Source organism: Bartonella florencae (assembly GCF_000312525.1).
Lineage (GTDB): Bacteria > Pseudomonadota > Alphaproteobacteria > Rhizobiales > Rhizobiaceae > Bartonella > Bartonella florencae.
This window is the reverse complement of sequence record NZ_HE997452.1, coordinates 206,058-229,621: the sequence shown is the minus strand read 5'-3', so window position 1 is coordinate 229,621 and position 23,564 is coordinate 206,058. Positions and strand designations below refer to the sequence as shown.

General features: G+C 38.5%; 21 protein-coding genes. 10 read left to right on the top strand and 11 right to left on the bottom strand.

Going from position 1 to position 23,564, the window contains the following annotated elements:
• The first annotated feature begins 3 nt into the window (after positions 1-3).
• The gene (dapE, locus tag BN202_RS03815; RefSeq protein WP_019219210.1) at positions 4-1,176 is read left to right on the top strand and encodes a succinyl-diaminopimelate desuccinylase; all 1,173 of its coding nucleotides are present in this window, start codon (positions 4-6) and stop codon (positions 1,174-1,176) included.
• A 101-nt stretch (positions 1,177-1,277) separates the two neighbouring features.
• On the opposite strand, the gene hemW is transcribed toward dapE, so the two are convergent.
• Positions 1,278-2,486, bottom strand: coding sequence for a radical SAM family heme chaperone HemW (gene hemW / locus BN202_RS03810; RefSeq protein ID WP_019219208.1), 1,209 nt, complete (start codon positions 2,484-2,486; stop codon positions 1,278-1,280).
• Entirely contained in the window at positions 2,483-3,133 is a 651-nt protein-coding gene (locus tag BN202_RS03805; protein ID WP_019219207.1) for a non-canonical purine NTP pyrophosphatase, read from the bottom strand. Before BN202_RS03805 ends, hemW begins: the two co-directional genes overlap by 4 nt.
• A gap of 296 nt (positions 3,134-3,429) precedes the next feature.
• Between BN202_RS03805 and hrcA the strand changes: the two genes are divergently transcribed.
• Positions 3,430-4,500: a heat-inducible transcriptional repressor HrcA gene (hrcA, locus tag BN202_RS03800; protein WP_019219206.1), complete on the top strand. Its 1,071-nt coding sequence runs from the start codon at positions 3,430-3,432 to the stop codon at positions 4,498-4,500.
• A gap of 125 nt (positions 4,501-4,625) precedes the next feature.
• Positions 4,626-5,288 carry a nucleotide exchange factor GrpE gene (grpE, locus tag BN202_RS03795; protein ID WP_019219205.1) on the top strand — a complete coding sequence of 221 codons (663 nt, stop codon included), beginning with the start codon at positions 4,626-4,628 and terminating at the stop codon, positions 5,286-5,288.
• Positions 5,289-5,396: 108 nt separating this feature from the next.
• Here grpE and thpR read toward each other — a convergent pair whose 3' ends face one another.
• The 6 genes from thpR to BN202_RS03765 all read right to left on the bottom strand — a co-directional run bounded on the left by thpR (position 5,397) and on the right by BN202_RS03765 (position 10,366).
• A complete protein-coding gene (gene thpR / locus BN202_RS03790) occupies positions 5,397-5,936 on the bottom strand; it encodes an RNA 2',3'-cyclic phosphodiesterase (RefSeq protein ID WP_019219204.1) in 540 nt (179 codons plus the stop codon).
• A gap of 548 nt (positions 5,937-6,484) precedes the next feature.
• Positions 6,485-6,781, bottom strand: a complete 297-nt coding sequence (locus tag BN202_RS03785; protein WP_019219203.1) for an HPr family phosphocarrier protein — start codon at positions 6,779-6,781, stop codon at positions 6,485-6,487.
• A 25-nt stretch (positions 6,782-6,806) separates the two neighbouring features.
• Entirely contained in the window at positions 6,807-7,196 is a 390-nt protein-coding gene (locus BN202_RS03780; RefSeq protein ID WP_019219202.1) for a PTS sugar transporter subunit IIA, read from the bottom strand.
• Positions 7,197-7,329: 133 nt separating this feature from the next.
• A complete protein-coding gene (locus tag BN202_RS03775) occupies positions 7,330-7,794 on the bottom strand; it encodes an HPr kinase/phosphatase C-terminal domain-containing protein (protein ID WP_019219201.1) in 465 nt (154 codons plus the stop codon).
• Positions 7,795-7,816: 22 nt separating this feature from the next.
• Complete coding sequence (locus tag BN202_RS03770) at positions 7,817-9,604, bottom strand: sensor histidine kinase (protein ID WP_019219200.1); 1,788 nt, start codon at positions 9,602-9,604, stop codon at positions 7,817-7,819.
• Positions 9,605-9,643: 39 nt separating this feature from the next.
• A complete protein-coding gene (locus BN202_RS03765) occupies positions 9,644-10,366 on the bottom strand; it encodes a response regulator transcription factor (protein ID WP_006590020.1) in 723 nt (240 codons plus the stop codon).
• Positions 10,367-10,741: 375 nt separating this feature from the next.
• Between BN202_RS03765 and lysM the strand changes: the two genes are divergently transcribed.
• Positions 10,742-11,197, top strand: a complete 456-nt coding sequence (gene lysM / locus BN202_RS03760) for a peptidoglycan-binding protein LysM (RefSeq protein WP_034987406.1) — start codon at positions 10,742-10,744, stop codon at positions 11,195-11,197.
• A 122-nt stretch (positions 11,198-11,319) separates the two neighbouring features.
• On the opposite strand, the gene BN202_RS03755 is transcribed toward lysM, so the two are convergent.
• On the bottom strand, positions 11,320-11,874 hold the full coding sequence (locus tag BN202_RS03755; RefSeq protein WP_019219198.1) for a copper chaperone PCu(A)C: 555 nt from the start codon (positions 11,872-11,874) through the stop codon (positions 11,320-11,322).
• 816 nt (positions 11,875-12,690) lie between these two features.
• Here BN202_RS03755 and dnaK point away from each other — a divergent pair.
• From dnaK to lepA, 5 genes are all read left to right on the top strand, one after another.
• Entirely contained in the window at positions 12,691-14,583 is a 1,893-nt protein-coding gene (gene dnaK / locus BN202_RS03745; protein WP_019219195.1) for a molecular chaperone DnaK, read from the top strand.
• A 160-nt stretch (positions 14,584-14,743) separates the two neighbouring features.
• A complete protein-coding gene (gene dnaJ / locus BN202_RS03740) occupies positions 14,744-15,889 on the top strand; it encodes a molecular chaperone DnaJ (RefSeq protein ID WP_034987230.1) in 1,146 nt (381 codons plus the stop codon).
• Between the two features lie 767 nt (positions 15,890-16,656).
• A complete protein-coding gene (gene argB, locus BN202_RS03735) occupies positions 16,657-17,562 on the top strand; it encodes an acetylglutamate kinase (RefSeq protein WP_019219193.1) in 906 nt (301 codons plus the stop codon).
• Between the two features lie 33 nt (positions 17,563-17,595).
• Positions 17,596-18,510: a DMT family transporter gene (locus BN202_RS03730; protein ID WP_019219192.1), complete on the top strand. Its 915-nt coding sequence runs from the start codon at positions 17,596-17,598 to the stop codon at positions 18,508-18,510.
• Between the two features lie 575 nt (positions 18,511-19,085).
• On the top strand, positions 19,086-20,891 hold the full coding sequence (gene lepA, locus BN202_RS03725) for a translation elongation factor 4 (protein WP_034987226.1): 1,806 nt from the start codon (positions 19,086-19,088) through the stop codon (positions 20,889-20,891).
• A gap of 78 nt (positions 20,892-20,969) precedes the next feature.
• On the opposite strand, the gene dapD is transcribed toward lepA, so the two are convergent.
• Positions 20,970-21,818 (bottom strand): 2,3,4,5-tetrahydropyridine-2,6-dicarboxylate N-succinyltransferase, encoded by an 849-nt coding sequence (dapD, locus tag BN202_RS03720; protein ID WP_019219190.1) that lies wholly within the window; start codon positions 21,816-21,818, stop codon positions 20,970-20,972.
• A gap of 106 nt (positions 21,819-21,924) precedes the next feature.
• Here dapD and BN202_RS03715 point away from each other — a divergent pair, with 106 nt between their 5' ends.
• Positions 21,925-22,788 (top strand): LOG family protein, encoded by an 864-nt coding sequence (locus BN202_RS03715; RefSeq protein ID WP_019219189.1) that lies wholly within the window; start codon positions 21,925-21,927, stop codon positions 22,786-22,788.
• Positions 22,789-22,819: 31 nt separating this feature from the next.
• On the opposite strand, the gene truA is transcribed toward BN202_RS03715, so the two are convergent.
• Complete coding sequence (gene truA, locus BN202_RS03710) at positions 22,820-23,563, bottom strand: tRNA pseudouridine(38-40) synthase TruA (protein WP_034987221.1); 744 nt, start codon at positions 23,561-23,563, stop codon at positions 22,820-22,822.
• Position 23,564: the final 1 nt, after the last annotated feature.

Genomic DNA, 23,564 nt, shown 5'->3' with positions numbered 1-23,564 from the left:
TTTATGCCTGTTCTTACAGATCCACTCCAGTTATTACAGGCACTTATTCGTTGCCCTTCTGTGACACCGCATGAAGCGGGTGTTTTATCAATTTTGGAACAGTTTTTAGAAAGAATGGGTTTTTGTGTTGAGCGTCCTATTTTTTCTGATGAAAATACAGAAGATGTTGAAAATCTTTATGCCAAAATAGGTAAAGAAGGGCCACATCTTATGTTTGCGGGCCATACGGATGTTGTACCACCAGGGACATTGGAACACTGGACTTATCCTCCTTTTGAGGCTGTGGTAGATCAAGGGAAATTATATGGGCGGGGTGCTGTTGATATGAAGGGTGGGATTGCTTGTTTTGTTGCAGCACTTGCTCGAGTTTTTGAAAAACGGTCCATTAAAGGAATGGTCAGTCTTCTGATTACCGGTGATGAAGAAGGTCCTGCACTGAACGGTACAGTAAAGCTTCTTAAATGGGCAGAGCAAAAAGGCGAAAAATGGACTGCTGCGCTTGTAGGTGAACCAACGAGTGTAAAGGCTGTTGGTGATGTGATAAAAATTGGTCGTCGAGGGTCAATTTCTGGTATTATTACTGTAAAAGGTCGTCAAGGACATGTTGCTTTTCCTGAGCGGGCAGCCAATCCATTGCCTTTAGTAAGTAGGCTGATTCAAGCTTTGACAAAAACGCCTTTAGATCAAGGGACAGAGAATTTTCAACCAAGTAATTTGGAATTAACGACCATTGACACGGGTAACCCTGCAGTAAATGTGATTCCAGCACAAACAATTATCCGTTTTAATATCCGCTACAATGATCTTTGGACAAAAGAAACAGTGATGAGGGAAATTGAAAAACGTCTCACTTTAGTACAATCAAAAAACAACGGTGAACAGTTACCCTATTATCAACTTGAATGGATTCCAGGTTTGGGCGATGTTTTTTTGACCCAAAATGATAAATTGGTTCTCACATTATCAAATGCTATTAAAAGCATAACAGGGCATATACCAGAATGTTCTACGTCAGGGGGAACTTCGGATGCACGATTTATTAAAGATTATTGCCCAGTGGTTGAATTTGGTTTACCAGGGCAAACTATGCATATGGTTGATGAATGTGTAGCTCTTGATGCAATGGAAACTCTTACAGCTATTTATGAACGTTTCATCATTGATTTTTTTGCGTAAAAAAGAGGCAATCATTTTTTCAAAAACATCTTTATTATACACTGAAAACCATAAATATTATGTCACAATTGATATGCTTATAGGTTGGAACTATAAAGATTTTAATTTGCCAATTGGCAGATGATATGATCAAGAAGGATTCGTCCTTTGTTTGTCGCTTTTAGGCGTTGGTTTCCTAGCATTTTTACCAGACCTTTTTGTTGTAAATCGATAAGTTTTTCTATTGGTAAACTTTTGGAATTTAAAGTTTCATAACGTGAGAGATCCAAACCTTCACAAAGACGCAACCCCATAAGAAGCATTTCATTTGCTTGTTGCTTAAAAGTCAATTGTTCGGTTTCAATACAGCCATGTCCTGTTCTTTCTACCAATTCAAGCCAATGTTCGGGATATTTTTCATTGATTGTCACATAACGTTTACGGTTTTCAATTTGAGGGTCGGTTATTTTTGAAGAGTTTGAAGAGAGGGAGGAATGATTTGGTACATGCTCAATAAAGCGTCCATGGGCCCCTGGACCAAAGCCTGCATATTCGTGATAACGCCAATAGAGAAGATTATGTGCTGATTCGGCACCAGGCATTGCATGATTTGAGATCTCATAAGCTGGCAGTCCATGTTGTGTGGTTATTTCTTGGGTTAGATGATAGAGGTCTGCTGCCAGTTCTGATGCAGGAAGGATAAGTCTTCCTGCATCATAAAGCCGTTTAAAAGCTGTTCCTTCCTCGATAGTTAGTTGATAAAGAGAAAGATGATCGGCTGCTAAATCAATGGCTTGAAAAAGTTCACATTTCCATTGTTCAAGCGTTTGTCCGGGGCGTGCATAAATGAGATCAAAGGATAAACGCGGAAAGATTTCCCGTGCTAAAGCAATAGCATGAAGAGCTTGTTGCACATCATGGAGGCGTCCAAGTTGTCGCAGTGCTTTATCATTGAGTGCCTGTACCCCTAGAGATAAGCGGTTAACACCTGCTGCACGATATCCGCGAAAACGTTCTGCTTCCACACTTGAAGGGTTGGCTTCTAATGTGATTTCCACTTTATCATCGATTGTCCATTTTTTTGCCAGTGCTTGCAATAAGGCATCAACAGTTTGGGGAGTCATAAGAGAGGGAGTTCCTCCACCAATAAAAATACTAGTAATGTGACGTGGACCGATTTTATGGTATTGTGTTTCTATTTCACGTTCAAAGGCGGTTACAAAACGTGATTGATCAACTCCATGGATGCGAACGTGTGAGTTAAAATCACAATAAGGACATTTTGCAGCACAAAAGGGCCAGTGAAAATAAATACCAAAAGGTTCATTCATGAGAGTATCAAAAGATTTTCAGCTAAAAGTTTGAAGGCGCGTGCACGATGAGAAAGGGGAGGTGCTGTATCATTGAGTTTCCAGCCATGTTTTTGCTCTGTTGACATTTCTCCAAAAGTGTTGGCATATCCATTCGGTAAAAAAATGGGGTCAAAACCAAAACCTTTATCTCCCCGTGGAGGCCAAATGAATGACCCTTCAACGCACCCGCGAAAATAATCTGCGTGAGCATCGGGCCATGCAATGCAAATAACAGATATAAATCGGCATTTTCGTTGGCTTTTTTCATGCGCTCCATTTTTTTGGAGTTCATCTTCTATTTTTTGCATAGCTTTTGAAAAATCACGTGTGCCATCGGGTTGAAGAGCAAGGTCTGCTGTATAAACACCTGGTGCACCCCCCAATGCATCTACCTCCAAGCCTGAATCATCAGAAAGAGCAGGAAGTCCTGTATTTTTTGCTGCTGCAAAGGCTTTTATATAAGCATTTTCTTCAAATGTTGTACCGGTTTCTTTGGGCTCTGGCAATCCAAGCTCTTTTGCAGATTGTATTGTTAAACCGAATGGAGCAACCAAAGTGGAAATTTCATGCAATTTACCAGTGTTATGTGTTGCAATGACAAGTTTTTTGGTTGCTATGTTTCTCATATATTTCTCCAGAAGTGAAAAGAGAGGGCTATTTCATGCTAAAAATTAACAAAAATGCTTATATATACAAATTCTGCCAGATTTTATATGATACCATCTTTTGTATGTTTATTATTCTACTCAAATGAAATTTTTCATATTTTGCGATGACAACGAAAGACATATAGACGGTCTATTTTTTTGATGATAGCATTTTTATGATAAATATATGATAGTTACACTACTTTAGACTATTTGACCAAACCCTAGAAAAACTTATATAAGAGAGAGGTGTCTAAAGTAATGAAACAATTGTGATGAAGCACAAACCTATTGATGATGAATTAAAATATCTTGATGAGCGTTCGCGGGATATCTTTCGCCATATTGTGGAAGCCTATCTTAATGATGGTGAACCTGTAGGATCACGAAATCTTTCAAAGCTTTTGCGTCAGACATTATCACCGGCAACGATTCGCAATGTGATGAGTGATCTTGAGCATCTTGGTTTAATTTATGCACCTCATGTTTCTGCAGGGCGAATGCCGACACAATCAGGTTTACGATTTTTTGTTGATGCATTTATGGAAGCCGGTGATTTACCAAATGAGGAGCGTGAAAATATTGAAATGCAAGTAAAAGAGGCTGGTCACGCACAATCTGTTGAACATTTTCTTATTCAAGCAAGTCGCGTTCTTTCAGATCTTTCACGTGGTGCAGGGCTTGTTTTGGCAACGAAATATGAAGGGACGTTAAAGCATATTGAGTTTGTGCGCCTTGATAGAGAACATGCTCTTGCTGTTTTGGTCACCCAACAAGGTGAGGTTGAAAATCGTATTGTTCACTTACCGGAAGGGGTTACCCATGCACAATTGACAGAAGCAACGAATTTTCTCAACGCCCATATTCAAGGGTGCACATTGCGTGAAGCTAAAGAAGAAATTGCGCGTTTATGCGCAGAAACACGAGCTGCGCTCGATCATTTGTCTCATCATCTTGTAGAAACGGGGTTAGCCCTCCTAGGAGGAGAAGATGCTGATCATAAAATACATCTTATTGTGCGTGGGCGCAGCAATTTGCTTGAGGATGTGAAGGCAGAAGAAGATTTAGAACGGTTACGGCATCTGTTTGATGATCTTGAAACGCGTGAAAGTATGGCACAGCTTCTTGATTTAACGGATGAAGGTTCGGGAGTTCGTATCTTTATTGGTTCAGAAAATAAATTGTTTTCGCTTTCTGGTTCCTCTTTAGTGGTAGCGCCTTATCGTGATTCAAAGCAGAGAGTTATCGGTGCTTTAGGCGTTATTGGGCCCACACGGCTTAATTATGCAAGGATTGTTCCTATGGTTGATTATACGGCACAACTTGTATCACAGTTGTTGCGTTAAAATAATCGAGTGTTTATTTATAATAGAGGCATTCGTTATACGAAGATTGTGTAAATACCCCTTGATTTTTGTCTACAAAATTTCGATATCGAGAATAACAAATCTTATGAAGGAATGGAATTTTTATGTCTGATGAAAAAAACAAAGTGACTGATGCTTCATTTGAAAATTGCGATTTGAAAAATCCAGCTGATCGTGATGCACTTAAAAAAGCTGCTGATGCTTTTTTAAAAACACGTAAAGCCGAGGCGTGCGCAGAGGTTGAAGAGGATAAAAAGGAATCTATTGATCCTGTGGTTGCTTTACAGGAAGAAAATAAAGAGCTGAAAGATCAACTTTTACGTCTTGCAGCAGATATGGAAAATCTTCGACGCCGTACAGCGCGTGATGTAGCAGATGCTAGGACCTATTCAATTGCCAATTTTGCTCGTGACATGTTATCTGTTTCGGATAACCTTAATCGTGCTTTGGAAGCGATTCCAGAAGGGGCAAAGGAAAATGATGCTGGTTTGAAAACATTAGCTGAAGGTGTGGAAATGACTGAACGTGCCATGATAGCAGCGCTAGAACGTCACGGAGTACAAAAAATTCACCCAGAAGGGCAAAAATTTGATCCTCACTTTCATCAAGCGATGTTTGAAATCCCTAATACTGATGTGCCAGATAATACCGTTCAGCAAGTTGTTCAGGCAGGTTATATTATCGGTGAACGCGTTTTACGTCCGGCTATAGTGGGTGTTGCCAAAGGAGGAACGAAAAACCCTTCTGTTGAATCTGATTCGGCTTAAAACGTATCAATAGTAATACTTTAAACAAAGAAACAGAACTTAGAGAACGAATCTCCTACTCGTAAAGCATTATAAAAAAGAGCTCTAAAAGGGTGTTAAAACACCCTTTTACCTTTGAAGTGGCCAACTTCCTTTTACAATATATGGAGCATCGCTTGAGGGGGATGGCGATAAAAATAAAACAAAATGATCAACATCAAAGGGAGGAAATGAAAAATTACCCCGAGAGGACAGATAAAGAGGAAGATCTTCAGACTTAATATCAAGCAGTCGCGCAACAGTAATATGCGGAGTAAATTGTTTTTTATCAGGCTCTAGCCTCAAATGACTACGAATACATTGCATCTTTTCGTGTAAAAGATTAAGAATTTCACAAGGTTCAATGCGAACAACAAGAGAATGTGGAGCGTTTTCTGAACCAAAAACGTCAAAACCTTTCATTTGTAGCATAAAAGGAGGAAGCTTTATTGTGTCAAAGGCATGCATAAGTGCATCTGCTGTAGCACTTTCAACTTCACCGAAAAAAGACAAAGTGACGTGAAAATTTTGCGGATTGATCCACTGCGCATTTGGTAAGCCATTTTGCAACGATACAAGTTGTTGTGTTGTTTGTTGAGGAATTTGAAGGGCACTAAATAGGCGAGACATAGTAACTCCTTAAAATGAAAATTTGCCATTGCAAGCACAATAGCGGATAAAGGCGAAGCACACCAATAAGGATACGGCAATTCTGTAGAAAAATAATGTCTAAAAAATGGTTGTTCTATAATTATTGGATTGAATTCATAGAGCTTGTGAAACTTAAAAAAGAATGTTTATGGAAACAATAATAACCGTATTTACCTATGTTTTCTCTCTACAAACACCCAAAATTCAGCTTAAGATAAAGTGGGCATATTCAGTAAGCGATAAAAATCCTTTTTAACTGGAAAGGCTTCAATATAAATATTAAGCATGACAACAGCTATAATGGGTGACGAATATTTAAATTAATCAAAGGGAATTGAGAACGAAAACGAACCAAATATTTTGCACAACATAATTGCCAGAAAAACGCTTATGATAAACGTAATCCTAATCGATAATGAATATAAATACTGGTATTTTTAAAGAATAATGAGGAAGCCAATCAAAATAATAATGGCAAGAAGTCTTTGTTTCAGAGATGGTTATATATCTTTTAAGGAATGTAAAATCTAGTTTTCTTCTCCAAATTTATTATTGATGAGTCTTTCAAGAGCATCGAGAGCATCATTTGCTTCTGGTCCCCAAACGCGAATAGTGAGATTACAACCGCGGGAGGCTGCTAACATCATAAGCCCCATGATTGATGAACCACCAACGATTTTTCCATCTTTTTCGACTTCAACAATGGCATTAAAATTGTCAACAGTTTGGACAAATTTTGCAGAAGCACGTGCATGCAACCCACGTTTATTACAAATATTGAAATGACGGCTTATTTTAGAGGGGAGAGGGTCTTTTAAAAGCATTAGTTGTTAATTATCCGCTATAAAATTATACTGGTACATTAATATATTTCCGTCCTGCTTCTTGTGCTATTTTTAAAGCTTCTGATAATGAAATATCAGGACATTGTCGAATAGAAATGAGCTTAATAAGCATAGGCAAATTAACACCTGAAATCATTTCAACACGTCCTTTTTCAATAGCAGGAATAGCCATATTTGAAGGTGTTCCACCGAATACATCTGTTAATATAATGACGCCATGGTCTGTATCTGTAGAGGAAACGGCAGCGATAATATCACCTCGGCGCTGATCTATGTCATCATCAGGGTAGACACATATTGTTGCGAATTTTTCTTGTGTTCCAACAACATGTTCCACCGCATGTAGAAATTCAACAGCCAGCTCACCGTGCGTTACAAGCACGAGTCCAATCATTTACACAAACTCCTGTCCACTAAAAATCCAACCGTATTGGTGGAGACCGTATTTTACAAAGCTTTATTCTGCTGCCAAGAAAAATTTACAAAAAAAAGGCAAAAATGAAGATTTTTTTATATTTGAAAGAAAATTAGACCGATTTACGCCATATTTTTCTAAAAAAGAATGCTTCAATAGCCTGACAAATAGCTGTACAATCAGCTTCATGAAGGCTTGGGAGCTTTAAAAGAGGAATGTGTAGATCTGCAAATTGAAAAGTTTGATTTGTGGAAAAACGTTCATATTCAGGGCCAAGAAGAATAACGCAATCAATAATCGTTTGTTTTTCAAACTCTATCATATAAAGGCCAGCACCGCGAATCTCAATACCGCCCTGCAAACCTTCTGGAGTATATCCGTGAAGTTTTCCATTTTCTGCGCGGAGCGTTGTATAATCATCACTGATAAGTTTTGCTTCGCGTTTTGACCATTCAGCACGCTCAAGCAGCGAGAGAGTAAGGGTTGATTTTCCTGATCCCGACGGACCTATAATTAACAGACCTTTCCCTCCCAGTTGAAGACAATTTGCATGGAGTATTTCATTTTTTTTTGTCATGCTTTTTGCTCTGGATAAAAATTTATTTAACGAGGGGAAGCATAATAATAAAACGTGCGCCCATTTTACGATTTCCAAGTTCTGGATCAACAATATTTTCAGCTTTAATTGTCCCATTATGAGCTTCAATGATTTGCCGACTAATAGAAAGGCCGAGGCCTGAATTTTGACCAAAACTATCTTCATTTGGTCGATCAGTATAAAAACGTTCAAAAATGTGTTCAATATTTTCTGAGCGAATACCAGGTCCATTATCTTCAATAGTTAAAATAAGAGTTGAAGCATGACTTTTCATAGTTATACAAATTTCACCGCTCTCATGGGGAATAAAGGAACGTGCGTTTTCAATAAGATTAGACATAACTTGTCCCAAACGAAGTTCATGTCCCAATACGAGATAGGCTTTTCCATGAGGGCGCGGAACAATATTAAGGCTTATATCAATAGTTTGCCTATTACGGTACACTTCTTGAACAGCATGAACAAGGCTTTCCAAAAGCAGTTTCATATCAACGATCTGTGCAGTTTCACGCGCAAGTTCTGCATCCAGCCGTGAAGCATCAGAAATATCGGAAATCAAACGATCAAGACGACGCACATCATGCTGAATAATTTCAAACAATTGTTCTCGTGCTTCTTCATTTTTAGCTAAGGGAAGTGTTTCAACGGCACTGCGTAGAGAGGTGAGGGGATTTTTTAATTCATGACTTACATCAGCGGCAAAGCGTTCAATGGCTTCAATACGCATATAAAGGGCATTTGTCATATCACGAATAGAGGTTGAAAGATGGCCAATTTCATCTTCACGCATTGAAAAATCAGGAATTTCCACGCGCTTATTATTGCCATTGCGCACACGATTAGCAGAGGCAGATAATTTGCTTAAGGGATGTGCAATCGTATGAGCTAAAAAGAGAGAAAGGACCAAAAGCACACTTCCTACCACAATAAAGACTTTAACAATAACCAATCTTTCGCCTTTTACAATATTATCAATATCTGAACCCGTTGTTGAAAGAAGAAGTGCTCCGACCACTGCACGATAGCGTTGAACAGGAACGGCAACGGAAACGATGAGTTGACCTTGTCTGTTACGTCGTTTATTAGTAGCAAGAGATCCGTTTAATGCTTGATACACTTCTGGGTAAGCAATATCATTGTTTTTTACCTGTTCTCTACCAAGAGCAATATTATCACCATAAAATGTGCGTGAAAACCATGAGGAAAAGCGTTCCCACATGTTTTGTTCTGTTTTAAGTGGAGGTAAGTCATAGCTAAAAACTTCACCACCAGAATAAAGAACACGCGAATCAAGAAGTAAAGTCGCATCACGATCATAGATACGTGCTCTCGTTGTTTTTGGTGTGATGAGGCGTCGTAAAAGGGGGGCGACTTGTTCAGGGTTAATGGGAAAATCCCAAGAATCGGTTGATTGAGGTGCAGGAGTAACGCTTTCACCAGCGTGTAATTCTAAAAGTTTTTGTGGATCAATAAGGATAGAATTGGTATCTACCGTTGCAGAAGCGGCAATGGCTCCAGCGATAATTTTTCCTTGGATGGATAAACTTTTAATTTTCGTTTCAATGAGACCATCACGGAATTGATTAAGGTATAAAATACCTGTAACCAGAACAGCAAGAGCAGCAATATTTAATATGACAATGCGGCGTGTGAGACTAGAAAAAAGCAATTGTCTAAGAAGACGTTGTACTCGAAGGTGCAAATAAGCAGACATAGGAAACGGCGTTGATAGAATACCATTTTTTTTTGTCGTTTTTTGCAAAGTTTCCAGTTGAATATTTTTTGTCATCGATTTGATCGCTGTTCAAACTTTTGCGACAAAAGAGTTTTATACCTCGTGGAAACGATAGCCTACACCGTACAGTGTTTCAATCATTGCAAAATCATCATCCACTTGTTTAAACTTTTTACGCAGACGTTTAATGTGACTATCAATGGTGCGGTCATCTACATAGACTTGATCACTATAAGCAGCATCCATCAAAGCATCACGACTTTTTACTACTCCTGGTCTTTGTGCTAGGGTCTGTAGAATCAAAAATTCCGTGACCGTTAAAATAACAGGTTTATCTTTCCATGTACAGGTATGACGTTCTTGATCCATCACCAGATCTCCGCGTTTAAGAGAAGAGGTAGGAGAAGTTCCTGTTGCAAGCGGTTGGTTGCGCGCATTGGAACGGCGCAAAATAGCTTTGACACGCTCAATGAGAAGACGTTGAGAGAAAGGTTTGGTAATAAAATCGTCAGCTCCCATTTTAAGACCAAACAGTTCATCAATTTCATCATCTTTAGAAGTGAGAAAAATAACAGGAATATCAGATTTTTGACGCAATCGACGCAAAAGCTCCATTCCATCCATTCGGGGCATTTTAATATCGAAAATAGCTAAATGTGGGGGATGGAGTGTTAAACCTTTGAGTGCAGATGCTCCGTCTGTATAGCTTTCAACCCGATAGCCTTCTGTCTCAAGCGCAAAAGATAAAGATGTCAAAATATTGCGATCATCATCAACAAGTACAATGGTTTGCGTGATTGTTGGTGTATCTTTCATGGCTTCTTAGACCTTTCTATTGCTATAATAGCAAACTATCCACGCTATTTATATGGGAGTTCACATTTTTTTTGCAAAACAAATGTGGTACAAATTGTAGCAAAGTAAACCCCCTTTCATTTTTACGGTAAAATCTTACCTTATCTTTGTAATTTTATAATGTTTTTGTGCATGTAAAGATCCCTTCATTTAAGAGAAAATTTTTATTAAGATGTTTTTTCTCAAAATTTAGTATTGTTTTGTTTCAGAATTGAACAAATTTATTTTTGATTGTTGAAGTTTAGAAAAACCGCCTATCTGTTTTTAACAGCAAAGGAAAGAGTGTAGTGACATATGTGCAAAAAAATTGTTTCCACTGCACAAAAGGAGAGCATAATGGGATTGTTTAATTTTATTAAAACGGTTGGCGAAAAGCTTGGTATTGGAAATCATGAGCCAGAAGAGAAGGACTTTAAAGCTGCATTCGAGAATTTCCAACTTGATACAGAAAGAGTGAATATTCAGGTTGAAAATGGTAAAGCTATTTTGAGTGGTGTGGTTCCAGATAGAGAGACGCTTGAAAAAGCTCTTTTGGTTGTTGGTAATTCGCAAGGGATTTCTTCTGTTGATATCGATCAATTAAAGGTTACAGAGACTTCACCTGTAAAAGCTTCTCACTTTTATGAGGTTAAATCTGGTGATAATCTTTGGAAGATTGCCGAAAAAATTTATGGAAAGGGGCAAGGTGATAAAAACACATTTATTTTTGAAGCCAATAAGCCAATGCTAAAATCTCCTGATAAAATTTATCTTGGACAAGTTTTGCGTATTCCTGAGATTAATCACGCTTAAATGAAGAAAGAGAGTAAGTTTTTCATTTCTTTACTGTCTGTTATTCTATAGTGTTAAATGAAAATAAGGAGCGTGGAAAAATTTCCACGCTGTTTATTTTTGATGGAGAGAGATGAAAAAACTTAGTGATGAGGCATTGATTTGGTAGGTGATTTTCCTGCCATAGCATTTACAGAGAAATCAACGTCAACAGTTCCTGCTTTCTCAAACGTCAATTTTGCACTGATTTTTTCACCTAGTTTGAATGGTTGTGAAAGCCCCATGAACATAAGATGATCACCACCAGGTTTAAGGGTTATTTCGCCATTGCCTGGAATTTCAATACCATGGTGCATTTTTTCCATTTTCATAATATCGTTAACAACTGCCATGGAATGGATTTCTGTTGTTTTTACTCCTTTTGTTGAAACAGACATCAAACGATCTGGGAGATTACCATGATTAATGATGTAGAGATAACCGCTACCAACTTTTATACCTCTAGGTGTTTCACGCGTCCAAGGGTGAAGGATTTCTATGTCTCCAACCTTATATTGTTGGGCGGTTGCAGGGTGGGCTATACAAGCAAAAAGAAAAGCCCACACGATATTTGTGATAACTTTTTTGAATGGATAGTGTGTGTAAGTTTTATATTGGGATACGAGCTTTTTTGTTTTCTCCATAAATAATACGATCATTGTTTTACCCTCCTTTATTTAGATTCACTTGTGAATGCTTTCTTTCATTTTTAGCAGAGTTTTTATTCAAAATAAAAGAAAGAATTGCTAGAGTTATATGAATCAAGGAGTGGAGGTATGGACCTTTTAGACTTTAATGGTGCATTTAAAGGCAAAAGGATATTTTTCGCTCTATTCGCGGATTTAATCTGCCGAAGAATAAAGTGAGATTAGGCTTATTCAAAGCGTAGCTCTCAAAAGCAGAGCTGTGTAAGAGTAAATTGACAGATGATATTTTCACAGACAGTGTAAAAATGATGTTTAACGCTATAGATGAGATGGGTGTAAAAAACATCGCATTTATTGATCATGTAAAAAATTGTTATTCTAGATATTTGGTTAAAAGAGATTGTGATATTTGTGGTGTAAGTTATTTGCCTTTAAGTGATATTGGAATTCCCTATCATGATCTCATGTTGCTATGAGAGATTAAGGAAAAAGATGCAATTTTTATTTTTCCAATTTTATAGGTTGATATGTTTGTGAACATCGTAAATAAAGACATGCTATGATGCTGTCTTATCAGTAAAAGGGCGTTTGCGTGTTAATAGAATGCCTATTTTAAAAGAAAATTTTTATTTTAAGAATGTTTCTCTTATGTCTCTCTTGTAGCGATAAGAGCCTGTTCTTATATACGAGACAGAAAGGCTTGTTGCGACTTGCAGTTTATTGTTTGTGTAACTTGAAGTGAGGTGCAGGCTTTGAGTGTTATGAGGAGCTGTCTTATAGAAATGCTTGATGAAGGTTGAGGTAGCTTGCTGAAATGGAGAATATAATATGGCAAAAGTAATTGGTATTGATTTAGGGACAACGAACTCTTGTGTTGCTGTTATGGATGGCAAAAACGCAAAGGTCATTGAAAATTCAGAAGGAGCGCGGACAACACCTTCGGTTGTTGCTTTTACGGATGGTGGAGAGCGGCTTATTGGGCAACCTGCTAAACGGCAAGCGGTAACAAACCCTGAAGGAACGGTTTTTGCGGTTAAGCGTTTAATTGGGCGCCGTTTTGATGATCCCATGGTTGAAAAAGATAAAGCGCTTGTGCCTTATAAAATTGTTAAAGGTGACAATGGTGATGCATGGGTTGAAGAAGCGGGTAAGAAATATTCTCCGTCACAAATTTCCGCTATGATTTTGCAAAAGATGAAAGAAACGGCCGAGTCTTATCTTGGTGAAAAAGTTGAGCAAGCGGTTATTACGGTTCCTGCTTATTTCAATGATGCACAGCGCCAAGCTACCAAAGATGCAGGTAAAATTGCTGGATTAGAGGTTTTACGGATTATCAATGAGCCGACAGCTGCAGCTTTAGCGTATGGTTTGGATAAAAAAGATGGAAAAACCATTGCTGTTTATGATCTTGGTGGTGGTACATTTGATATTTCTGTCCTTGAAATTGGAGATGGCGTTTTTGAAGTGAAATCAACCAATGGAGATACGTTTTTAGGTGGTGAAGATTTTGATATGCGCTTGGTCGGTTATTTTGCCGATGAATTCAAGAAAGAACAAGGGATTGATCTAAAGAATGATAAGCTCGCATTGCAACGCTTAAAAGAAGCGGCAGAAAAAGCAAAGATTGAGCTTTCTTCCTCACAACAAACGGAAATTAATTTGCCATTTATTACTGCTGATCAATCTGGTCCAAAACACCTAACGATGAAACTAACGCGGGCAAAATTTGAATCTCTCGTTGATGATTTGGTTCAACGGACTATCGAACCTTGTAAAGCCGCATTGAAAGATGCAGGACTAAAAGCTGGTGAGATTGACGAAGTTGTTTTAGTGGGTGGTATGACACGTATGCCCAAGATTCAAGAAGTTGTTCAAAGCTTCTTTGGCAAAGATCCACACAAAGGTGTTAATCCTGATGAAGTTGTTGCTATGGGCGCTGCCATTCAAGGGGGGGTATTGCAAGGTGATGTAAAAGATGTATTGCTGTTGGATGTGACACCTTTATCTTTAGGTATTGAAACATTGGGGGGAGTCTTTACACGTCTTATTGAACGCAATACCACTATTCCAACGAAAAAATCGCAAGTTTTTTCAACGGCTGATGATAATCAAAATGCTGTGACTATTCGTGTATTCCAAGGTGAACGCGAAATGGCTAGTGATAACAAATTATTAGCTCAGTTTGATCTTGTTGGTATTCCACCAGCTCCGCGTGGTATGCCTCAGATTGAGGTTACTTTTGATATTGATGCAAATGGTATTGTCAATGTTTCTGCCAAGGATAAAGGAACGGGCAAAGAGCATCAGATACGTATTCAAGCATCAGGTGGTTTAAGTGATGCTGACATTGAAAAAATGGTAAAAGACGCAGAAGAGCATGCGGCCGAGGATAAAAAGCGTCGTGAAGGTGTTGAAGCGAGAAATCAAGCGGAAGCTCTTATGCATTCAACTGAGAAATCGCTGAAAGAGTATGGCGATAAGGTTTCTTCTGAAGAAAAGGAACAGATTGAAACAGCAATATCTGATTTGAAGACTGCACTTGATGGTACCGATACTGAAGAAGTAACAACAAAGATGCAGAAATTAGCAGAAGTTAGTATGAAGCTTGGACAAGCGATGTATGAAGCTTCACAAGCAGCAACAGAAAACACTGAAACAGATACAAAGGATGATGATGTTGTTGATGCTGATTTTGAAGAAATTAATGATAAAAAGAAATAATGTAAGCAAATGTGTTGATTGATGAATAAACCCAGCCTTTAAAGATTAAGGCTGGGCTTTGTTATTTGAGATAAGTTGCAACTTTTTTTCTAAAAATATAAATTAAAAGTAAATCATGATCCATGAAGATGGATGACAAAGAAATTATCAGGAATACATGATGAAGGTTGATTATTATGAAATTCTTGGCGTAACGCGCGAATGTGATGATAAAAAGCTAAAGTCTGCTTTTCGTAAGTTGGCAATGCAATATCATCCTGATCGCAACGCAGGAGATAAAGAGGCAGAGCGAAAGTTCAAGGAAATTGGCGAGGCTTATGAAGTTCTCAAAGATCCTCAAAAGCGTGCTGCATATGACCGCTTTGGTCATGCTGCCTTTGAAAATAATGACCATGCAGGAGCGAATCCCTTTGGAGGTTTTGCTGCAGGTGGTGGATTTGCTGATATTTTCGAAGATTTTTTTGGTGAAATTATGGGAGGAATGCAGCGTAAGCGTAGTGATGGGCGCGAACGTGGTGCTGATTTGAGTTATAACATGGAAGTGACTTTGGAGGAGGCATTTTCAGGAAAAACTGCACAGATTAATATTCCAAGTTCTGTTACTTGTGATGCTTGTGAAGGATCAGGTGCGAAAAAGGGTTCTCAACCACAAGTCTGTGGAACTTGTCATGGAGCTGGTCGTGTACGTGCTGCCCAAGGCTTCTTTTCTATCGAGCGCACATGTCCTACATGTCATGGACGCGGTGAAACCATTACCAATCCATGCCCTAAATGCCAAGGAACGAGAAGGGTGGAAAAGAAACGTTCATTGAGTGTGAACATTCCAGCTGGTATTGAAGATGGTACGCGTATTCGCCTTTCTGGTGAAGGAGATGCGGGTATTCGTGGTGGCCCTAGCGGTGATCTTTATATTTTTCTTTCCATTAAACCGCATGAGTTTTTTCAGCGAGAAGGGGCAGATATTCACTGTCGTGTTCCTATTTCTATGGTAACAGCTGCTTTAGGAGGCGAGTTTGAGGTTTCTGACCTTGATGGTGTCAAAGCACGTGTGAAGGTTCCAGAAGGTACACAAAATGGACGTCAGTTTCGCCTTAAGGGAAAAGGCATGCCCATGTTGCGTCGTCAGCAAGAAAGGGGTGATCTTTATATTCATATCACGATTGAAACACCGCAGAAATTAACACAAGAGCAACGCGAATTATTGCAAAAATTTGAAACGCTTTCAAATCATGAGAATTCACCACAGTCCCATGGTTTCTTTTCACGTATGAAAGATTTTTTTGAAAATATTTCGAGAAAAAATTAGTGAATATGCACGAGGATTCATTATGGGAAAGAGTATGCTAATAAGATTATTTTTATTAGATTTTTTATTACATCACAATTTTTGTAAGGATTAATGTTTTTGCGTTCTTGAAATTTCCAAAAGAGAAAAGGAATCTATGTTTTAGGATGCTGTTTTGTTGTTCTCTATGGATAACTTCAAGCATTAAGAGTATCACCCAGAGAGAAGAAACAGTAAGAACAATTTTATAGCTCTTTTCAAGGGAAATTTTCTGTCTTGGGTAAGGATACAAAGCAGTATTTTACTATTATCTCTCTCTATAAAATTCGTGACAGTAAACCGTTTAATTGATCTTTTCTTATTTTCAAGGATTGAGAAAAAAGAAGAACAGATAGGTAATAGAGCTTTTTCATCTATAATGATACGGCGAATCTCATCATGATTTTTATTTTCATCTTATAAAATCAATTGTTGTATATCTTCCTATTCATTGTTAAAGATTCAAGGATAAAACAGTAAGTTTAGTGTATACGGGCGTGGGTTAAAAGTTTTTCTAATTTCTGCTTCCATTTTACATAATGGTCATACAACAATGATATTTTATACCCCTATTTTATTTAATTGTAGATACTAATTGTTTTAAGAAATCTACCTTTGTTCATTTCGTTATAATTTTTGTGATAATTAAAAAATAAATATTTTCAGGGAGATGGGTAGAGTAAAATTTGTTTTCACTTTTTTTCTCTTCTGCTTAAGAGAGGGCAAAAAGTGATGAGGAGGCTCTTTTGATGGATAAAGTTGAAAATGATGTTGAAGGTGTTTTTGAAAAACAAGCAGCGTTTTTATCGTCTGCTCTACCCTATATGCAAAAATACGAAAATGAAACGGTTGTTGTAAAATATGGTGGTCACGCGATGGGTGATCCTTCTTTGGGGCGGGCATTTGCGCGTGATATTGCTCTGTTGAAGCAATCAGGAATCAATCCTGTTGTTGTCCATGGTGGTGGACCTCAAATTGCTGAAATTTTGATGAAAATGGGGATTGAATCGCGATTTGAAAACGGTTTACGTGTAACTGATGAGCGGATTGTTGAAGTCGTTGAAATGGTTTTGGCAGGTTCCATAAATAAAGAAATAGTCGCTCTCATCAATGCAGAGGGTGAGTGGGCCATAGGGTTATGTGGCAAGGATGGCAATATGGTTTTTGCTGAGAAGGCTTATAAAACTGTCATTGATCCTGATTCCCATATAGAACGTGTTTTAGATTTAGGATTTGTTGGCGAACCTGTTGAAATTGATCGTACATTGCTGGATCTCTTGGCATGTTCTGAAATGATTCCAGTTCTTGCTCCTGTAGCCCCAGGTCGTGATGGTAAAACCTATAATATTAATGCTGATGTTTTTGCTGGAGCCATTGCCGGTGCATTAGAGGCCAAACGTCTTTTATTTTTAACAGATGTTCCTGGTGTTTTGGATAAACAGGGTAAGCTTTTAAAAGAATTAACAATTTCTGAGGCTGAAAATCTCATTAAAAATGGAACCATTTCAGGGGGTATGATCCCGAAAGTAGAAACTTGTATAAAAGCTCTTCAAAATGGTGTGGAAGGTGTTGTTATTTTAAATGGCAAAACGCCCCATTCTGTCTTGCTAGAATTATTTACCGAACAAGGAGTTGGAACACTTATTATTTCATAAGGTATAGAGAAGAACTGGAGGAAGGCACCTTTCATGACTAGTATAAAACAGTTAAAGCATTCTTTGTTAAGCAAACCAGAATTAGCATTATTTGCTGCGACCATATTGTGGGGTATTACATTTTTAGTGGTTCACATCGCGGTGCGCTATAGTGGTCCTCTGTTTTTTGTTGGATTCCGTTTTATTGTTGCATCATTGATATGTGGAGCAATTTTTTGCCGCTCTATGAAAGGTGTAACTGTTTATGAAATTTTTGCTGGGATGGCTATTGGTGTAGGGATGTTTTTGGGTTACGCCTTACAAGCTACGGGACTTCAAACCATTATTAGTAGTCAGTCAGCATTTATCACGGCGCTTTATGTTCCGATGGTTCCAATATTACAATGGATTGTTTTTAAAAAGCCTCCCCGACTAGCCTGTTGGGTTGGTATTGTTTTTGCTTTTGTCGGGCTTATCTTTATTTCCGGACAAAAGCCGGGAAGTTTTGATTTTTCAAAAGGTGAAATTCTAACTTTATTAGGTGCTTTAGCAATTGCAGGAGAAGTTATACTCATTGGAGTTTTTGCCAATAGAGTTGATAGTAGGCGTGTAACAATTATACAGTTATTCTTTAGTGGTCTTTTTTCATTTTTTTGTATGCCTTTGATGGGTGAAAGCATTCCTGAATTTTCATGGATATGGTTGACTATCGGAATAGGTTTGGCATTGATGAGTGCGATCATTCAATTGGCGATGAATTGGGCCCAAAAGTCTATTTCGCCGACACGCGCAACACTCATTTATGCAGGCGAACCTGTATGGGCTGGTATTGTTGGACGTTTGGCTGGTGAACGTTTATCCCCTTTAGCTTTATTAGGAGGAGCGCTCATCCTGATTGGAATTGTGGTGGCTGAATTACAACCGTCACAATGGCGCAAGAAAGTTAAAACAACCGAAAAGATTGATTAATTTTGCTTCTCTTTTATTATGATATTAGCATCTGAAAATATTTCTATTTCTTTAATGAAATTAAGTGGGTTATTATTATAATTGATATAACTTATTGATTCATAATGATAATTGATGATTTATATTGCATCAAATGAAATTGTGTTGCTTACATATCACAAGTGGTGAGCATAGGGATGAAATCGTTTTAAAAAGAAGTAAGAAGTTCTTTTACGAATGCTTTCAAATGTAAGAGCTATCGGCAACATTGAGAATTGGTAAAAAGAATGATGGTATGATGGTGTTGGCACAAAGCTTATTAAGAAAAGAAAGAGAATAGTTTTTATGAACTTTATCGCAAGACTGTATACGCATATTCTATAATGTACGGCATATCAGTTAAGATCAACGAATATGAAAAAGTGAAGAGCGTTTGGGTGTTTTCAATGATTTCTATGGATGAGCAAACAAAAACCTCATTTTTTAGGTTATGAGGAGTGATGTTTTGAGAATTTTTTTATTTATATTTTTGAAAGGCTTTTGGAGAGGTATAATTGGTCTTTGCCTTTTGTGCTATTCTTTGCTAAATCGCCCCTATGACAATAGATCGTAATTATATCCGTAATTTTTCCATTGTGGCGCATATAGACCATGGAAAGTCGACTTTAGCAGATCGTCTGATTCAAATGACTGGGGGGCTTGAGACCCGCGAGATGAAAGAGCAAGTGCTCGATTCCATGGATATTGAGCGCGAACGTGGGATTACTATTAAGGCACAAACGGTACGTTTGCACTATAAAGCAAAAAATGGTGAAACCTATATTTTAAATCTTATTGATACACCAGGCCATGTGGATTTTGCTTATGAAGTTTCGCGATCATTGGCAGCGTGTGAAGGTTCGCTATTGGTGGTAGATGCGAGCCAAGGTGTAGAGGCACAGACATTAGCAAATGTTTATCAAGCTATTGATAATTCACATGAGTTGGTTGTTGTACTTAATAAGGTTGATCTTCCCGCGGCGGAACCTGAGCGTGTAAAGGAACAAATTGAGGATGTGATAGGTATCGATACATCTGAGGCTGTGGAAATATCAGCAAAAACAGGCTTAGGTGTTTCTGATGTTTTAGAAGCAATTGTTGCACAATTGCCACCTCCCCATACTGGTGATGTTAACAAGCCTTTAAAGGCGATGTTGGTTGATAGCTGGTATGATGCGTATCTTGGTGTCATCGTTTTGGTACGAGTCATTGATGGTGTATTGAAAAAAGGTCAAACCATTCGCATGATGGGGACAGGGGCAAAATATCCTGTTGAACGGGTTGGTGTTTTTACTCCCAAAATGATTCAAGTTGATGAATTAGGTCCGGGCGAGATTGGCTTTATAACCGCTTCTATCAAAGAAGTTGCAGATACGCGGGTTGGTGATACCATTACGGAAGAACGCCGCCCTTGTGAAGAGGCCTTGCCAGGTTTTAAACCTGCACAACCAGTTGTCTTTTGTGGACTCTTTCCCATAGATGCAGCTGATTTTGAAAATTTGCGTGCAGCCATGGGCAAATTACGCTTAAACGATGCGAGTTTTTCCTTTGAAATGGAAACATCAGCGGCTTTGGGATTTGGTTTTCGTTGTGGATTTTTAGGGCTTCTTCATCTTGAAATTATTCAAGAGCGATTAGAGCGCGAATTTAATTTGGATTTAATTGCCACTGCACCTTCGGTTGTTTATCGCATGAATATGAATGATGGTTCTGTCAAGGAACTCCATAATCCAGCAGATATGCCTGATATTGTTAAAATTTCTTCTATCGAAGAACCATGGATTAGAGCGACGATCATGACTCCTGATAACTATCTTGGGTCAATTTTAGAACTTTGCCAAGAACGCCGAGGGATACAGGTGAGTTTGTCCTATGTTGGAACACGCGCCATGGTGACATATGATTTACCACTCAATGAAGTCGTTTTTGATTTTTATGATCGTCTAAAATCAATCTCAAAGGGTTATGCTTCCTTTGATTATCAGATGACGGATTATGTAGAGGGCGATTTAGTAAAAATGTCTATTTTGGTGAATGGGGAGCCTATTGATGCATTGTCAATGCTTGTGCACCGTACTATTGCAGAAAAACGCGGACGTTCACTGTGTGAGAAACTAAAGGACCTTATTCCACAGCATATGTTTCAGATTCCAGTTCAAGCAGCAATAGGTGGTAAGATCATTGCGCGTGAAACAATTCGTGCTTTGCGTAAAGACGTAACAGCAAAATGTTATGGGGGCGATGTCACGCGTAAGCGCAAACTTTTAGAAAAGCAAAAAGAAGGCAAAAAGCGGATGCGCCAATTTGGAAAAGTAGAAATTCCACAGTCAGCTTTTATTCAAGCACTCAAAATGAGTAAATAGCAAAATAAGGGAGTATCCTCCCTTATTCATTTTGCTTTTTTATTTTGTTTATTAGCTAGAGTTTTTAAAAACTGCACTTTAATGGCGCAAAAGATCATTAATAGATGTTTTTTCTCGCGTCTTTTGATCAACACGTTTCACTATAACAGCACAATAAAGATTTGGACCCGCTTCACCATTTGACAGTGGTTTACTGGGGAGGGAACCTGGAACCACAACAGAATAGGGGGGAACTTCGCCTATAAAAATTTCACCGGTTGTACGATCAATAATCTTGGTGGATTTTCCAATAAAAACGCCCATTCCTAAAACAGCGCCTTCACGAATAATACAGCCTTCAACAACTTCAGAGCGTGCACCAATAAAGCAATGGTCTTCAATAATGGTTGGATTTGCTTGCAGTGGTTCTAAAACACCACCGATTCCAACACCACCAGAAAGATGAACATGTTTGCCAATTTGTGCGCAAGAACCAACGGTTGTCCATGTATCAACCATTGTGCCCTCATCGACAAAAGCGCCAAGATTGACAAAAGATGGCATGAGTATGACGTTTGGTGCAATATAGGCAGAATGGCGTACAATCGCTCCAGGAACGGAACGGAACCCCGCTTTTTGAAAATCATCTTCTTGCCAACCAGAAAATTTCGAAGGAACTTTATCCCACCAATATGATTGATTGCTACCACCAGAAATGATATGCATGGGATTGAGGCGAAAAGAGAGAAGGACAGCTTTTTTCAGCCATTGGTGAACATGCCATTGTCCATTTTTTTGACGTTCTGCAACACGGGCTTTTCCTTTATCAAGAAGGTTTAATGCATGTTCTACACTCTCACGAATTTCCCCCTTTGTTGTAGTATTGATAGAATCGCGATCGTCAAATGCTTTTTCAATAATCATTTCAAGTTGTGTAAGATTAGTCATGATCAGAGTTCCGTTAAACAAGTTGAAAGCTTCAAGATTTATTCCTTATAATTTAGGGGAGGAAATAGGTTCAGTCAATAAAGTGATGAAGAAGTAGGACAAGTGCATGAAAAAAGACAATAAGAAAAAAAGAAGAGAAAATAAAACGGTTTGGACACCACTTATTCACGCAAAGGATGCTATAGAACAGATAGATAAGGTCTCTGATACAGAGCAAATTTGTTCGCCTACTTATCGTTTAGCGTATATCGATCAGGATTTTATGATGCGTCCTGAACTGCGCTCACAACGTATTGCTCTCGAGTTTTTAAAACCGGAAATAACCCTGCAAGAATATGATATTCAATCAACAGTCGTTTTATTTGGTAGTGCACGGATTCCTGAATCTGGACAAGCAGCATGGGCCGCAAAAAATGAAACACAAAAGAGAAATTTGCATGCTATGTCACATTACTATGATGAGGCAAGGGAATTTGCACGTTTATGCTCACGCTATTCTGCTACGACAGAATATCGTGAATTTGTTATTGTCACAGGAGGGGGACCAGGGATAATGGAAGCAGGAAATCGTGGTGCCATTGATGTTGGTGCACCAACTATTGGTTTGAATGTTGTTTTACCTCATGAGCAGAATCCTAATCCTTATATAACGCCGCATTTATGTTTTAATTTTCATTATTTAGGGATGCGCAAAATGCATTTTCTTATGCGGGCAAAGGCATTAGCGATTTTTCCTGGAGGATTTGGGACTCTAGATGAGCTGTTTGAGACATTAACTTTAATACAGACAAGGCGTATGAAACAGGTTCCGATTTTACTCTTTGGCAAAGAATTTTGGGACAATGTGATCAATTTTGATTATTTATCAGCGCAAGGTACAATTTCTCCTTCTGATATTAATTTGGTAAAATTTGTTAATACTGCAGCAGAAGCTTTTGAAGAAATTCGTTCCTTTTATAAGCTCCCTTAATTGCCCTTTAAGAAGGAACCTTGAAGGATAATTAATATTCTACCTTAGTCAAATAAAGTCCTGAAGGTGGTGCAATAACACCACAACGTGTTCGATCTTTAGCATGGAGAGCTTCCTCAAGATCTTGAGGACTCCAGCGCCCAACACCAACTTCCATGAGACTTCCTGCAAAGGAACGGATTTGATGATGCAGAAAAGAACGCGCCCGTGCATAGAGAAAGATCTCTTCTCCTTCTCTTTGAACATCGAGACATTCAAGGGTACGAATAGGGCTTTTGGCTTGGCAATGGACCGAGCGAAAAGTGGTAAAATCATGTTGTCCTACAAGTTTTTGAGCCGCTTCATGCATAGCTTGCGCATTAAGAGGCTTTGGCAACCACCACACGCGTTTGGCATTTAGGGCTGGTGGAGAGCGGCGATTGAGAATTTTAAAAAGATAATGACGTTTAATGGCGGAAAATCGTGCATCAAAATCATCAGGGACATTTTCTACGTTTAAGATTGAAATCGCTTCCCCCTGTTGACGTAAAAGAGCATTAAGCGCATCACGCACTGTATGCGTATGCCAGTTTTTTTCAAAATCAACATGGGCAACTTGTCCTGTGGCATGGACCCCTGCATCTGTTCGCCCTGCTGTTTTAATGGTTAATTGTTGTCCACTAAAACGAAAAATCGCCAGTTCAAGAGCTCCTTGTATAGTATGAAGCTCTGCTTGACGTTGCCAGCCAGCATAATTTGATCCATCGTATTCAAGAGTGAGTTTAAAACGTGGCATA